General features: G+C 76.5%; 12 protein-coding genes. 4 read left to right on the forward strand and 8 right to left on the reverse strand.

All coding sequences use genetic code 11. From position 1 onward, the window contains the following. Nucleotides 1-47: 47 nt before the first annotated feature. Entirely contained in the window at nucleotides 48-1,790 is a 1,743-nt protein-coding gene (locus EV188_RS04460; RefSeq protein ID WP_133824967.1) for a proline--tRNA ligase, read from the forward strand. Here EV188_RS04460 and EV188_RS04465 read toward each other — a convergent pair. The 5 genes from EV188_RS04465 to EV188_RS04485 form a co-directional block, all read right to left on the reverse strand. After that, nucleotides 1,783-4,599 carry an AfsR/SARP family transcriptional regulator gene (locus tag EV188_RS04465; RefSeq protein WP_133824968.1) on the reverse strand — a complete coding sequence of 939 codons (2,817 nt, stop codon included), beginning with the start codon at nucleotides 4,597-4,599 and terminating at the stop codon, nucleotides 1,783-1,785. The two genes, EV188_RS04460 and EV188_RS04465, sit on opposite strands and share 8 nt — an antisense overlap. A gap of 193 nt (nucleotides 4,600-4,792) precedes the next feature. After that, nucleotides 4,793-5,485, reverse strand: a complete 693-nt coding sequence (locus tag EV188_RS04470; RefSeq protein ID WP_133824969.1) for a DUF1345 domain-containing protein — start codon at nucleotides 5,483-5,485, stop codon at nucleotides 4,793-4,795. Further along, entirely contained in the window at nucleotides 5,482-6,747 is a 1,266-nt protein-coding gene (locus EV188_RS04475; RefSeq protein WP_133824970.1) for an alpha/beta hydrolase family protein, read from the reverse strand. Before EV188_RS04475 ends, EV188_RS04470 begins: the two co-directional genes overlap by 4 nt. A gap of 104 nt (nucleotides 6,748-6,851) precedes the next feature. Continuing rightward, nucleotides 6,852-8,078 carry an MFS transporter gene (locus tag EV188_RS04480; RefSeq protein WP_133824971.1) on the reverse strand — a complete coding sequence of 409 codons (1,227 nt, stop codon included), beginning with the start codon at nucleotides 8,076-8,078 and terminating at the stop codon, nucleotides 6,852-6,854. After that, nucleotides 8,075-8,740 (reverse strand): HAD-IA family hydrolase, encoded by a 666-nt coding sequence (locus EV188_RS04485; RefSeq protein ID WP_243741461.1) that lies wholly within the window; start codon nucleotides 8,738-8,740, stop codon nucleotides 8,075-8,077. Before EV188_RS04485 ends, EV188_RS04480 begins: the two co-directional genes overlap by 4 nt. Before the next feature lie 60 nt (nucleotides 8,741-8,800). Between EV188_RS04485 and EV188_RS04490 the strand changes: the two genes are divergently transcribed. Continuing rightward, nucleotides 8,801-9,988, forward strand: a complete 1,188-nt coding sequence (locus tag EV188_RS04490) for an ROK family transcriptional regulator (RefSeq protein WP_133824973.1) — start codon at nucleotides 8,801-8,803, stop codon at nucleotides 9,986-9,988. Nucleotides 9,989-10,004: 16 nt separating this feature from the next. Here the strand turns inward: EV188_RS04490 and EV188_RS04495 are convergent, their stop codons facing one another. Then, nucleotides 10,005-10,415, reverse strand: a complete 411-nt coding sequence (locus EV188_RS04495) for a secondary thiamine-phosphate synthase enzyme YjbQ (RefSeq protein WP_133824974.1) — start codon at nucleotides 10,413-10,415, stop codon at nucleotides 10,005-10,007. Between the two features lie 44 nt (nucleotides 10,416-10,459). Between EV188_RS04495 and EV188_RS04500 the strand changes: the two genes are divergently transcribed. Together EV188_RS04500 and EV188_RS04505 are read left to right on the forward strand one after the other, a co-directional pair. Further along, nucleotides 10,460-11,269, forward strand: coding sequence for an SDR family NAD(P)-dependent oxidoreductase (locus EV188_RS04500; protein ID WP_166659707.1), 810 nt, complete (start codon nucleotides 10,460-10,462; stop codon nucleotides 11,267-11,269). A gap of 87 nt (nucleotides 11,270-11,356) precedes the next feature. Next, nucleotides 11,357-12,730, forward strand: a complete 1,374-nt coding sequence (locus EV188_RS04505; RefSeq protein ID WP_133824976.1) for a hypothetical protein — start codon at nucleotides 11,357-11,359, stop codon at nucleotides 12,728-12,730. A gap of 52 nt (nucleotides 12,731-12,782) precedes the next feature. Here EV188_RS04505 and EV188_RS04510 read toward each other — a convergent pair whose 3' ends face one another. Then, nucleotides 12,783-13,265: a ferritin-like domain-containing protein gene (locus EV188_RS04510; RefSeq protein ID WP_243741462.1), complete on the reverse strand. Its 483-nt coding sequence runs from the start codon at nucleotides 13,263-13,265 to the stop codon at nucleotides 12,783-12,785. Beyond that, nucleotides 13,262-13,753, reverse strand: coding sequence for a hypothetical protein (locus tag EV188_RS04515; RefSeq protein ID WP_133824977.1), 492 nt, complete (start codon nucleotides 13,751-13,753; stop codon nucleotides 13,262-13,264). Before EV188_RS04515 ends, EV188_RS04510 begins: the two co-directional genes overlap by 4 nt. Between the last annotated feature and the right edge of the window lie 54 nt (nucleotides 13,754-13,807).

A 13,807-nucleotide genomic window follows, 5' to 3' on the forward strand; every position in this document is an offset into this window, starting at 1 on the left:
GGCACGGTAGGCGCAACCCGCTCCGCCGCCGTCGTTAGGCTCGGAACATGGCACGAGGGGTCACGCGGATGTCCGGTCTGTTCCTGCGCACGCTGCGCGAGGATCCGGCCGACGCCGAGGTGATCAGCCACAAGCTCCTCGTGCGCGCCGGCTACGTCCGCCGGGTCGCGCCCGGCATCTACTCGTGGCTGCCGCTGGGCATGAAGGTGCTCGAGCGCGTCGAGGCGATCATCCGCGACGAGATGGACCGCATCGGCGGCCAGGAGGTCCACTTCCCGGCGCTGCTGCCCCGCGAGCCCTACGAGGCCACCGGCCGCTGGACCGAGTACGGCCCGGCGCTGTTCCGCCTCAAGGACCGCAAGGGCGCCGACTACCTGCTCGGGCCCACGCACGAGGAGCTGTTCACCCTCATGGTCAAGGGGGAGACGAGCTCCTACCGCGACTTCCCGGTGACGCTCTACCAGATCCAGAACAAGTACCGCGACGAGGAGCGCCCGCGCGCGGGCATCCTGCGCGGCCGCGAGTTCGTCATGAAGGACTCGTACTCGTTCGACCTGACCGACGAGGGCCTCGACGCCTCGTACGCCCGTCACCGCGAGGCCTACCTGCGCATCTTCGCCCGCCTGGGGCTCGAGACGCAGATCGTCTCGGCGATGTCCGGGGCGATGGGTGGCTCGAAGTCCGAGGAGTTCCTCGCGACGGCCGACTCCGGCGAGGACACCTACGTCCGCTGTCCCGCCTCCGGCTACGCCGCCAACGTCGAGGCCGTGACGACGCCCGCGCCGCCGGACGAGTCGGTCGCGGACAAGCCCGAGGCGGTCGTGTACGACACCCCGGACACGCCGACCATCGAGACGCTGGTCGACCACGTCAACGGCCTCGGGCTGGGACGGACGTTCACAGCGGCGGACACCCTCAAGAACGTCATGGTCAAGACCCGCCTGCCCGGCGCGGCCGAGTGGACGCTGCTCGGCGTCGGCGTCCCCGGCGACCGCGAGGTCGACATGAAGCGCCTCGAGGCCTCGGTGGCGCCGGCCGACGTCGCGCTGCTCGAGGACGCCGACTTCGCCGCGAACCCCTTCCTGACCAAGGGCTACATCGGCCCGGTCGGGCTCGCCAAGAACGGCGTGCGCTACCTCGTCGACCCCCGCATCGTCACCGGCACGGCCTGGGTCACCGGTGCCGACGAGCACGGCCGCCACGTCGTCGACCTCGTCGCCGGCCGCGACTTCACGCCCGACGGGACGATCGAGGCCGCCGAGGTCCGCGAGGGCGACCCGTCGCCCGACGGCGGCGGCACCCTGGTCGCCGCGCGCGGCATCGAGATGGGCCACATCTTCCAGCTCGGCCGCAAGTACGCCGACGCGCTGGGCCTGACCGCGCTCGGCGCCGACGGCAAGCCCGCGACGGTGACGATGGGCTCCTACGGCGTCGGCGTCACGCGCGCCGTCGCCGCGATCAGCGAGCAGCACGCCGACGAGAAGGGCCTCGTCTGGCCCGCCGAGGTCGCGCCATACGCGGTGCACATCGTCATCGCCGGCAAGGACCCCGCCCAGGCCGAGGCCGCCACCGGCATCGCCGACGGCCTGGCCGCCGCGGGGCTCGACGTCCTGCTCGACGACCGCAAGGCCTCGCCCGGCGTCAAGTTCGCCGACGCCGAGCTGCTCGGCATGCCGACCACGGTCACCGTCGGGCGCGGGCTGGCGAACGGCGTCGTCGAGGTCACCGACCGTGCCTCCGGCGACCGCCGCGAGGTCCCGCTGGACGACGTGGTGGCCGAGCTCAGCTGACCGGGGCGGGCAGCGGCCGGCGCATCACGTCGGCGGTGCCCAGGACGACGCCCTCGTCCCACGCCCGCCGGTGCTCGTCGTCCGGGAGCCCCGCGCGGGCGCGGTCGATCAGCTCCTGGGTGTGCTCGCGCGCGGGCCAGACCATGCCCGCCCGGCGGGTCTGCGTGTACGCCGACGCGTACCAGGTCACGGCCTCGGCGAGCTCGCCGCGCATGACGAGGAAGTTCGCCATCGCCTCGACGTAGACCCCGGTGCCGCCCGTCCCCAGCCGGCTCTGGGCCACGATGAGCCGCTCGGTCCAGGGGATGCCGGCGTCCGGGTCCGCCCGGACCTGCGCGACGATGTTGTTCACCGCGCACAGGATCCAGATCGCGCAGACGTGGTCGCGGGCGACGGCGCGCTCGTGCAGGGCCGTGGCGCGCGCGGCGAGGTCGGCGAGGGCGTCGGGGTCTCCTGCCCCGAGCCGGCCGGCGCACGCCATGGCCTCGACGGCGAGGGTGAGGTCGGGGTCGGCCACCACGGCGGCCACCCGGGCGAGGCCCTCGCAGCCGCGCCCGACGAGGTCCCAGCGGTTGTGGGTCCAGGCGGAGCCGACGCAGCCGACGCCGATCTCGACGAGCGCGCGGAGCCGGTCCGGCTCCTCGGCGACCGGGTCGAGGGCGTCGAGCAGGACCAGGGCGTCGCCGAGCATCGGGCCGCCGCGCTCGATGTCGCCGAGGAGGATGCGGGCGCCCGCGCCGGCGAACCGCACGGTCAGGCCGTCGGCGTCCCTCCCGGCGCTCCCCACGGCCTGCTCGAGCCACCGGTCGTTCTCGTGCACCCGCGTGCGGTAGTAGCCGAACCACATCAGCTCGGCCCCGAGGCCCAGGGCGCGGGGATCGGGCTCCGCGACCAGCAGGTCGTCCAGCGCGGCCCGGACCACCGGCGAGTTCTCCTCGAGCAGGTCGTACCAGTCCGCCTCCGCGGCACGCCCCAGCCGTGGGCGGGCGGCCAGCACGCCGAGCACCCACGCGTCGCGCCGGGCCAGCGTCCGCTCCTCGTCGCCGGACGCCGCGAGGTGGTGACGCCCGTGCGCGCGGACCGTGTCGAGCTGGCGGAAGACCGTGGACCGGCCGGGGCGTGCCGGCGGCGTCGTGACCAGCAGCGACCGGTGGGCGAGCCGGGCGAGCAGGGTCGGGACGGCGGCGACGTCGAGCGCGGGTCCGATCACCGCTGCCGCGGCGGGCAGCGTGAAGGGGCCCGGCAGCACCGACAGGGCGCGGTGGACGACCTGCTCGTCCGGATCGAGCAGGCGGTGGCTCCACTCGATCGCCTCCCGCACCGTCCGGCGGTGGTCGGCCGGCCCGCGCCCGACCCGACCGAGCCCGCCGGGGTCGCTCGCGACCTGCTCCTCGATCTCGGCGAGCGTGAACGAGCGCGTCCGCGCGGCCGCCAGCTCGACGGCCAGCGGCAGCCCGTCGACGGCGGCGCAGATCGTCTCGACGAGCCGCAGGTCGTCCAGGTCGTCGAGGGAGCCGCCGGACCGGGCCAGGAACAGCTCGGCGGCGGGGGAGGGGCCGGGCGTCCCGGGGACGAGCGAGAGCGGGCCGAGCGCCCGGACGACCTCGCCGTCGACGTCGAGGGGCTCGCGGCTGGTGGCGAGCAGGGTGGCCCTCCGGTCGTCCGCGAGGAGCTCCTCGACCAGCGCGGCGACGCCGTCGATCACGTGCTCGCAGTTGTCCAGCACCACCAGGGCCCGGCGGCCGCGGACGAACGCCCGCAGCACGGCCTCCGGCCCGGTGTCGCCGGGCAGCAGGCCCAGCCGGGAGACGACCAGGTCGGCGACCGGCCGGCCCGCGACGACCTCGGTGAGGTCGACGAACCACACGCCGTCGGGGAAGCGGCCGGCGCTGTCGCGGGCCGCCTGCACTGCGAGGCGCGTCTTCCCGCACCCGCCGGGCCCGGTGATCGTCGTCAGGGAGGCGGTGGGCAGGAGGGCGCAGAGCTCGCCGAGCTCCCGGTCGCGGCCGACGAGGGCGCCGGCTCGCGCGGGCAGCTTCAGGGGCGCGGCCGTGCTCACAGCGGCGGGCGCCGGCTCCTGCGCCATCACCGCGCGGTGCAGGTCCTGGAGCTCGCGGCCGGGGTCGAGGCCCAGCTCGTCGCGCAGCAGTGCGCGGACCCGCCGGAACGTCGCGAGGGCCTCCTCGGTGCGCCCGAGGTCGGCGAGCGCCGACATCCGCAGCGCCCAGAGCCGCTCGCGGAACGGGTGCTCGAGCACGAGCGGCTCGACGTCGACCAGCACCCGGTCGGGGTGCCCGAGGGCGAGCAGCGCGGCGAGGCGTCGCTCGGCGACCTGCCCGCGCAGCTCCTCGAGCCGGGCGACGACGGCGGCGGTGGCGGTCGCGTGCGCGACGACCTCGTACGGCGTGCCCCGCCACAGCGCGAGGGCCTCGTCGCAGCGCTGCAGCGTCGTCGCCGGCTCGGCGTCGTCGCGGGTCACGGCGGCGAGCCGTTCGAAGCGCCGCGAGTCCACGTCGTCGGCCGGGATCGTGAGGCGGTAGCCACCGGCGTCGCTGGCGAGGCACGATGCGAGGGCGCGGGGACGGGTCGGTTCGAGGATGCGGCGCAGGCGCCAGAGGTGGTTCTCCACGCTGGACGTGCTGGCGCCCGCGTCGTATCCCCACCCGGCGACCACCAGGTCCTCGACTGCGACGCGACGGTTCGCGTGCATCGCCAGCGTCGCGAGGATCGCCGCCTGCTTCGTGCCGGAGCACGGTCGTTCGACGCCGTCGGCCTCCACGAGGAGGGGGCCCAGGTCGCGCACCCGCACCCGCCGACCCTAGATGCGCGACACGTCATTCTGCACCACCTAGTTGGCCCAATTGCTCACGGTGCGTGACTCATCGCAGAATCTCGATCAGGAGCACCCAGCCCTGCTCGAGACCCGCTCGACGTTGATCGAGACGGCGAGACCGAAGTCGTGCCACGGGTCGAGGTCGGTGGCCGCATCCATCACGGTGCCCCTACCGGATCAGGAACGAGGCCAGCAGGGCCACGATCACGGAGTTGTAGACGAAGGTCAGCAACGTGTGCAGGTTGACCACGCGGCGCATCGCGGGCGTCGTGATGCTGACGTCGGTCGCGCCGAACGTCGTGGCGACCGCGAGGGCGAAGTAGCGGTAGTCGGCGAAGTCGCCGGTGCGCCGCCCCGGGAAGTCCAGGCCGGACTCGTCGATGTCGCGCTGGGCGTAGTGCAGGGCGTAGGCGGCGATCGAGAGCGCCCAGGAGCTGAACAGCACGCTCAGGCTCATCGGGACGAGGACGAGGTCGTCGAGGGCGATGCCCGGCACGTGCGGGAACACGAGCGCCGCGACCAGCGCCACCACGGTCGCCTCGAACGCGAAGGCCGGCCCGCCGCCGAGCGTCGAGCGCCGCCGGGGTGTGTCGCGCGCGAGCATCCGGGCGCGGAACTCCCCGGGACCGATGCCGCCGAACGTCCGCAGGGTCAGCACGACGTAGACCACCGCGAAGAGGTCGAAGCCGACCAGGAGCAGGAGCGTCCGGGTCTCCCACGGGTTCTCGGCGACCAGCGGGGACGGGAGCAGCGCCAGGCGCACCGCGAGGGGGACGAGGACCGCGACGGCCAGCGCGACCAGTCCGCGCCGTCCGTCGCGGCACAGCGGGTGGGCGGACGGGGGCGCCGCGGTGGCCGTCACGACGCCCGCCCGAGCGTGTCGGTGATCCAGTCGTAGGCGACGCGCTCGAGCCGGAACTGGCCGAGCCCCTCGCAGTGCCCGGCGGCGCCCTCGGCCGCGGTGAACCGGCGGCGGGTCACCGGCCCCCGCACGGCCGCGACCAGCGGGTCGATCTGCCCGAGGCTCGCGAAGTCGCCCTCGGGGTCGGTGGCCAGCAGCGGGCAGGTGATCCGGTCGGCGAGGCCGTCGAGGGAGAACGTGGCGAGCGAGCGGAAGTAGTCGGTCAGCGTGGTCACGCCGTGGGTGGCGAGGCGGCAGCGGAAGTCGTTGGCGCGCTGCGGGTCGGCCATGAGGCCGGCGAGGTCCGCCTCGAGCGCCGGGTCGTGGTCCTGCAGGCGCGCCCAGGCGGCGTCGCCGAGGCGGGCGCGGATCGCGGCGCCGAAGTCGTACTGGCCGGGGTCGCAGACGACCGCGGCGATCCGGGGCTCGGCGGTGGCCCCGCGCGGCGCGAGGTACCCGGCGAAGCTCCGGCCGAAGAGGACCAGGGACGTCGGGTCGATGCCGGGCCGCTCGACGAGCCAGTCGACGACCGGGCGCAGCACGGTCTCGTAGTCGGGGCGCAGCGGCAAGCCGCGCACGTAGAGGACCCCGCCCTGGCCCGGGCCCTCGACGAGCAGGCAGTTCATGCCGTACTCGAGCGCGCCGACGGCGTTGTCGAGGTAGCCGGCCTCGGCGGTCGAGTCGTAGCCGGCGGGCACGATCACGGTCGGCCGCGGGGTGTCCTCCCCGTCCGGGCGCAGCAGGTAGCCGGTGGCGACGACGCCGTCCTGCTCGATCTCCATCGTCTCGACGGGGTGGCCGAGCAGCGGCACCGCGGCGCGGAACGCGCTCACGTGCGCGGCGTAGTCGTCCTGCAGGTCCTGGCGCGCGATGTCGGTGCGGTTGAAGAAGAACGCCTGGCGGAAGTACTCGGCGGCGCGCAGGAAGCAGCGGCGTGCGCTCACGCGGTGCCCGGCGGCCAGGCTCGCGTCGCCCTCGCCGCGCACCTGGTCGGCCGTCGCGCACCACTCCGCGCGCCACGACCCGAGGTCGCCGGGGGTGATGCGGGCGACGGTGGCCGCCACCTCGCCGAGGTCGGCGCTGCCGCGCATCGCGGCGGTCAGCGAGCGCTCGATCTGCGCGTCGAACGCTGCGTCGCCGGTGCGCAGCGCGGGGCCGGTGGCGCCGACGAAGGAGACGACCGGGGTCTTCTGCGTGGGGTTGGTGTGGGTCGGGGTGCTCATGCGTGCCTCCGGGTGTCCGTGCGGTGGACACCCAGAGTCACGACGGCGCTCTCACGCCGCTCCCGCGTCGCTCCCGTGGTCCCGGGAGCGACGCGGGGGACCGGCTAGCTGGTGCGCCGCTCCATGCGCACCGACACCGCCAGGACGCCGAGACCCAGCAGCGGGAGCACGGCCCCGACCGCGGCCGGCGCGGACCAGCCGAGCCCGGCGGCGAGGACGACGCCGCCGAGGGCCGCGCCGACGGCGTTGGCGACGTTGAACGCCGAGTGGAAGCTCGCGGCCGCGAGCGACGGGCCCTCGGCGGCGAAGTCGATCAGCCGGCCCATGAGCGCGGGGCCGGCCGACATGCCGACGAAGCCGATGGCGAAGAGCCCGATCGTCGCCGCGATCGCGTTGCTCGCCGCGACCGTGAAGGCGAGCAGGACCGCGGCGTAGGCCACGAGCGCGACCGCGATCGTCAGCCGCGGCGCCTTCTCCGCGAAGCGGCCGCCGGCGATGTTGCCGACGGTCATGCCGACGCCCAGCGCGCCGAGCAGGAACGGCACGACCGAGGTCGCGACGCCGGCCTGGTTGGTGAGGATCGGGCTGATGTAGCTGTAGACGGCGAACATGCCGCCGAAGCCGGCGGCGATCACGCCGAGCGTCAGCCACACCTGCGGGCGCCGCAGCGCGGTGAGCTCGTTGCTCAGGCTGCCGCCGCGGTCGCCTGCCGGGCTCGGCACGAGCGTCACGACGGCCAGCACCGTGCTCAGGGCGATGATCGTCACGGCGACGTAGGCGCTGCGCCAGCCGAACGCGTCGCCCAGCCACGTCGCGGCGGGCACGCCGATGATGTTGGCGACCGTCAGCCCGAGCATCACCGTGGCCAGCGCGCGGGCGCGCCGCTCCGGGGGCACGAGCGCCGCCCCGAGCACGGCGGCCGTGCCGAAGTAGGCGCCGTGCGGCAGTCCGGCGAGGAAGCGCAGGCCGACGAACGGCACGAACGACGGCGCGATCGCCGACAGCGCGTTGGCGACGACGAGGAACACGGCCAGCGCCACGACGAGCCGCTTGCGGGGCCAGCGCGCGCCGACGAGCGCGATCAGCGGGGCGCCGAACACGACGCCGAGGGCGTAGGCGCTGATGGCGGCGCCGGCCGTCGGCACCGAGACCCCGAGGTCGCTCGCGAAGCCGGGCAGCACGCCCATGCTCGCGAACTCGGTGGTGCCGATGGCGAGGCCGCCGAGCGACAGGGCGGCGAGGCTCACGCCGGCCGGGACGCGGCGCCGCGTGACCTCCGGGGAAGCCGTCTGCGTCTGCGGGGGAGCCTCGGTCGAGGTCGGCGGGGTCACGCGGTCACCTCGGTCTCGATCTCTGCGGCGATCAGGGTCGGGACGACGTCGGACAGGGAGTCGACCGGGATGTCGGCGGGCTCGCCGCGCAGGCCGGCGACGGTGGCGCCCGCGGCGCGGCCGGCGGCGACGCCGACGGCGGAGTCCTCGACGACGAGGCAGTCGGAGGCGTCGACGCCGAGGAACTCGGCGGCCATGAGGTAGCCGTCGGGGGCCGGCTTGCCGGCGGCGACCATGTCGCGGGGCACGATCACCGGCGCGTCGATGCCGGCGGCGCCGAGACGGGCCCGCGCGAGGCGGGCGTCGGCGCTGGTCACGACGGCCCACGGCGTGTGGGTGGCGTCGAGGTGCGCGACGAGGTCGTGGGCGCCGGGGGCGGCGACGACGTCGGCGAGGTCGACGTACTCGTGCTCGAGGTGGTCGCGGGTCGCAGCGGCGACCAGGGCCTCGTCGAGGTCGGGGCGCACGCGGCGCACGGTGCTCTCGGCGGGGTGCCCGGTCATCACGGCGAGCACGGCGGCCGGGTCGGCGCCCCAGCGGCGCGCCCAGGTGCGCCAGGACCGCTCGACGGCGGCGTCGGAGTCGACGAGGGTGCCGTCCATGTCCAGGAGCACGGCGGTGAACCCACACGTCGTCGGACGGGTGGGTGCCTCGATCTGCACAGGAGGTCCTTCCGGGAGCATCGGTAGCTATATTCTCGTAGTCCGAGCATAATCAGCACCATGACCGCGTCAACGGAGACGGGACGTGAGCCCGGTCGCGCCCGTGTCGACCGCTGGCGCACCAAGGCGGAGGTCCTCGCGGAGGTCCGGCGCAGCCCCGGCCTGACCCGTGTCGAGCTCGCCCGCCGCCTCGGGCTGTCCAGCGCGTCGGCCACGGAAACGGTCACGCGGCTGCGCGACGCCGGGTGGATCTGCGAGCACCGCGCACCCGTGCACGGCCGGGGGCGCCCGACGACGACGCTCGAGCCCGCCCCCGACGGGCCCCGGGTGGTGGCCGTCGACGTGCGCCACGAGGACTGGCGCGTCGGCCTCGCCGGGCTCGACGGCCGCATCACCGCCACCCGCGGCGCGCGCCACGACCGCGACCCCGAGCACGTGGCCGCCGCGCTGCGGACCGCCGTCGCCGAGGTCGCCGCCGGGCACCGCACGGTCGCCGTCGGCCTCGCCGCGCCCGCGCCGGTCTCGGACGACGGCCTCGTGCGCGCCACCGAGCTGGCCTGGGACGCCGTCGACCTCGCGCCGGTGACCGCCGCGCTCGGCCCGGACTGCGTGCCGCTGCGCCTCGGCAACGACGCGACGCTCGCCGGCGTCGCCGAGGCCCGCACCGGTGCGGCCGCGGGGGCGGCGACCGCGGTGTACCTCACCGTCGAGGTCGGCCTCGGCGGCGCGCTGCTGCTCGACGGGCGCCCGCACCTCGGCGCACACGGGCAGGCGGGGGAGTACGGGCACCTGCCCTTCGGCGACCCCGCGCGGGCCTGCGCGTGCGGGGCGTCGGGCTGCTGGGGGCCCGAGGTCGACGGCCGCGCGCTCGCCCGGCGCCTCGGCGAGCCGGCGCCGGACGACCCGCGCTCCTCCGCCGTCGCGGTGCTCGAGCGGGCCGCGGGCGGGGATGCGCGGGCCGCCGACGCCGTGTGCGGGGTCGCCGCCGCGCTGGCCCGCGGGGTCGCCGGGCTGGTGCACGTCCACGACCCGGACGTCGTCGTGCTCGGCGGGCTCGCCCGGGGCCTGCGCGCGGCGCCCGGGTTCGACGAGGCCTACCTCCGGGGCCTCATGGCCTTCCGCCGCGATGCCCCGGTGCCCGTGCTCGACGCGCAGCACGGCGACGACGGCGCCCTGCTCGGGGCGGCGGCGCTGGCGCTCGACCACGCCACGAGCCCGGAGGGGCTCGCCGACTTCTGCGAGCCCTAGTCAGCCGGCGCCCCTCTTATCCGGCGAGGAAGCTCAGCCGCACCGTCCGCGTCGGGTTGTCGCCGTTGGTGTCGACGAGGCACACCGACTGCCACGTCCCGAGCGCCAGCCGGCCGCCGATCACCGGCACCGACATCGACGGGGCGACGAGCGCGGGCAGCACGTGGTCGCGGCCGTGGCCGGGCGAGCCGTGGCGGTGCGACCACCGCTCGTCGGCGGGCAGGAGGTCGCGCAGCTGGGTCAGCAGGTCGTCGTCGCTGCCGGCGCCGGTCTCGATGATGGCCACCCCGGCCGTCGCGTGGGGCACGAACACGTGCAGCAGGCCGTCGGGCGCGCCCGCGTCGGCGGCGAACCGCGCGCACTCCCGGGTGATGTCCCGGACGGTCTCCCGGTCGCCGGTGCGGACCTCGATCTCCTCGCTGTGCACGGCCGCCGAGGATAGGCGGCGCGCGACGGTCCAGAATGCCCGCCGTGCACCCCGATTCCGGACAGGGACGAGTCGCCGTCGCGGTCGTCACCGGCGCGGGCCGAGGCATCGGCGCCGGTCTCGCCGCCGCGCTCTCGGCCCGCGGCCACCACCTCGTCGTCACCGACGTCGACGCCGCCGCGGCGCAGGCCACCGCGGACGCCCTCGACGGCCCGGCGACGGCGATGCCGCTCGACGTGCGCGAGCCGTCGGCGCACCGCGCGGTCGCGCTCGCGGCCGCGGAGATCGGCGACGTGACGGTGTGGGTCAACAACGCCGGGGTGCTCTCGACGGCCTCGGTGTGGGAGTCCACCGACGAGGAGGTCGCGGCGACCTTCGAGATCAACACCCTCGGCGTGGTGCACGGCTGCCGCGCGGCGATCGACGTCATGCGGCGCGGCGACGTCCTCAACCTCGTCTCGCTCTCGGGGCTCGGTCCGACCCCGGGCTTCGCGACGTACGGCGCCAGCAAGGCCGCGGCGCTGAGCTACTCGCAGGCCCTCGACATCGAGCTGGCCTCGGTGCGCCGGCCGATCCGGGTGCGGGCGCTGTGCCCGGACGTCGTCGACACCTCGCTGGTCAGCAACGTCGCCCACCGGCCCAGCGCGGCCCTGCTGTTCACCGGCACGCGGCTGCTCTCGGTCGACGAGGTCGTCGACGCGGGGATGGGGATGCTCGGGTCCCGCCGGGCGATGCGTACCGTGCCGGGCTGGCGCGCGGCGCTCCAGCGGACCTCGGCGGCGTTGCCGGGGGTCGCCAGGATCGCGGTGCCGCTGGTCGCGCGGATGGGTGAGCGACGCCGCTTGTCCCGATGACGACCCGCCGGACGGGGGTCGTGATCGCATCGTGACCCGTTCGGCTACGTTGAGCGCGGTCCATGTCCCCCGAACGTGGAGGATCGGATGCTGGTGCTGGCCCCCGATCCCCGTCTCGGCATCGCTCCGGAACGGGTGGCGCGGGTGCGCGCCCTGCTCGAGGAGGCGGAGCGCAGCACCCCGGTGCCCGGCGTCGCCGTGGCGCTGCCGGGCGGTCCCGACGGCCCGCTCGACGGCCTCGTCCTGCGCCCCGACGGCGTCCTCGGCCTCGCGGCGCTGCCCGTCGGCGAGCGCGAGGCGGCCCGACAGTCGGTCGCGGCCGGCGGCGGCCCCGCGCCCTCGGCGCCGAGCACGGGTGCCCGCGGTGACGGGCCGACCGCCCGGGCCGTCCTCGACGAGCTCGACCGCCTGCTGAGCCTCGGCGACCCGCCGTGCGCCGCGCCCCGCCGGGTGCTGCCCAGCGTCGGCGAGGAGGCGGACACGTGCGCCGCGCTCGCCGCGCCCGTCGGCTCCTTCCGCGTCGTCGACGTCGCCGACCTGCGGCGCCTGCTCGTCGCCTTCCGCCTCGGCGACCACGTCCCGGACGACGACCGCCTCGCCGAGGCCGGCTTCCTCGCCCCGGACACCCCGGCGCTGCGGGCCGGCGCCGCCCCCGAGACCACGCCCGTGCCCGTCCAGGACAGCGGCTCGCAGCCCGAGGGACGCGCCGGCCTCCCGCGCACCGGGCGCCTGCCGGCCTCGGCGCCCGAGTCGTCCGGGCCGCCGGTGGGGCCCGTCGGTCCGGTGAGCTCGGTGAGCTCGGCGAGCTCGGCGAGCGAGCCGCCCGGCGGCATCGGCGGGCTCGCCCGGGCCGGGCGCGCGGCGCGGGCCGCCCGCGGGCGCTACGGGCGCCGCATGCCGGCGTGGGTGTGGGGCTGGCGCGGCCTGACCGTCGCCGCCGTCGCCGCGTTCCTCGTCGCCCTCGGGCTCGCGGTCCTCGTCGGCCGCGCGGCGGTCGGCACCGACCCGCCGGCCGACCCCGCCGCGACACGCGTCGTCGACGGCGTGACCTACACGCGCCAGGTCGCCACCAGCGACACCTCCTGCGAGGGCCACGCCTACAACCAGGCGGCGGCGTTCCTGCGCGAGCGCGGATGCCTGCACCTCGACCGCTCGCTGTGGTCGGGGAACGCCGAGGGCCAGGAGGTCGTCGTCGCCGTGGCCACCGTGCAGCTGGCCGACACGTCGACCGCCACCGCCTTCCGCTCGCTGGTCGACAGCAACGGCACCGGCAACGTCTCGGACCTGCTGCGCGAGGGGCGGGGCTACCCCGGCGCGCCGCCCGCGCTGTCCGGCCAGGGCTACGCCTCGGCGCAGCTCGGCGACCGCGTCGCCGTGGCCGAGGCCGACGGCATCGACCCCGACTTCACCGACGGCGAGGCCCTCGACCGCATCTCCCGCGCGGGGCTGGCCCTGCGCTGAGGGCGCTCCGCGCCTCGTGAGGGTTCCGGGTCGCCCGGGCGACCCGGATCGCTCACGTGGCGGAGCCATCACCCGGGAACGCGGGGACCAGCGGCGTCCGCCCGGCGATGCGCCGCCACGTCACCGATGTCGTCGCCGAGGTGGTGACGGCGTCGAGCGCCAGGCGCCGCAGCTCGCCGCCGGTGTCGGCCTCCGTGCGCTCGGCGACCGCGCGCCAGGCGGCGGCGACGTCGTCCTCGGCGACGATCGCGAGCACCGCCGCCGACGTCGCGTCCGTCACCGGCGACGGCGGGCGGTAGGCCGCGGCGGCGGTCGGCGGGGTGACGCCGGCGCGGGCGAGCAGGGCGACCACGGCGTCGCGACGCTCGCGGTGGGCGAGCGAGGCGGCGGTGACCGCGGCCGTGTCCGCCGTCGGCAGGAACGCCGACACGAGCCCGTAGCTCCACACCGCGGCGTGCTCGGTGCCCAGCGCGGCGAGGACGGCGGCCTGCAGGTCGCCCGACAGGGGCGGGGGCGGGGCGGCGGGCGTCGTCACGCGAGCACCGTCGCCTGGCCCGCGCAGCTCGCCGCCACCGAGGTGAGCAGCCCGCAGCGGTACGAGGCGGTCGTCAGCGCCAGCGCGCCGGCGGCGTCCCGGGCCGTGCCCAGCGAGCCCCGCAGGGCGGTCAGGGCCGCGGCGGCGCTCGCCGGCCGGTCCGCGGGCGCCGGGGTGGCGTCGACGACCGGCGCGCGGTCCGGGCGGGCGCGGCGGATCTCGGCGGCCAGCGCGTCGGCGTGCGCGTGCCGGGCGTCCGCGACCGGGGTGAGCCGGGCGGCGAGGTCCGGGTACGCGGCGGCGGCGGCCGCGGCCGTGGCGGCGTCCGCGCGGGCCGCGGCGAGCGGGGCCTCGAGCTCGTCGGGTCCCTCGTCGCGGGCGCACCCGGCGGCCGCGAGGCCCGTGACCGCGACGACCGCCGCGGCACCCTGCAGGACGGTGCGTCGCGGCGTGCCCACGCGGGTGTCCCCGCCGACGATGCCCGACACGGCGGGCCAGTCTGCCAGCCCTCGGGGCCGACCGGCGGCACGGCGGGGCGATGC

The organism is Actinomycetospora succinea (assembly GCF_004363095.1).
GTDB classification, from domain to species: domain Bacteria; phylum Actinomycetota; class Actinomycetes; order Mycobacteriales; family Pseudonocardiaceae; genus Actinomycetospora; species Actinomycetospora succinea.

Coding starts and splice junctions, on each gene's coding strand:
- EV188_RS04460 (WP_133824967.1), top strand. CDS start 48: ATGGCACGAGGGGTCACGCGGATGTCCGGTCTGTTCCTGCGCACGCTG.
- EV188_RS04475 (WP_133824970.1), bottom strand. CDS start 6,747: ATGAGCACCCCGACCCACACCAACCCCACGCAGAAGACCCCGGTCGTC.
- EV188_RS04490 (WP_133824973.1), top strand. CDS start 8,801: ATGACCGCGTCAACGGAGACGGGACGTGAGCCCGGTCGCGCCCGTGTC.
- EV188_RS04505 (WP_133824976.1), top strand. CDS start 11,357: ATGCTGGTGCTGGCCCCCGATCCCCGTCTCGGCATCGCTCCGGAACGG.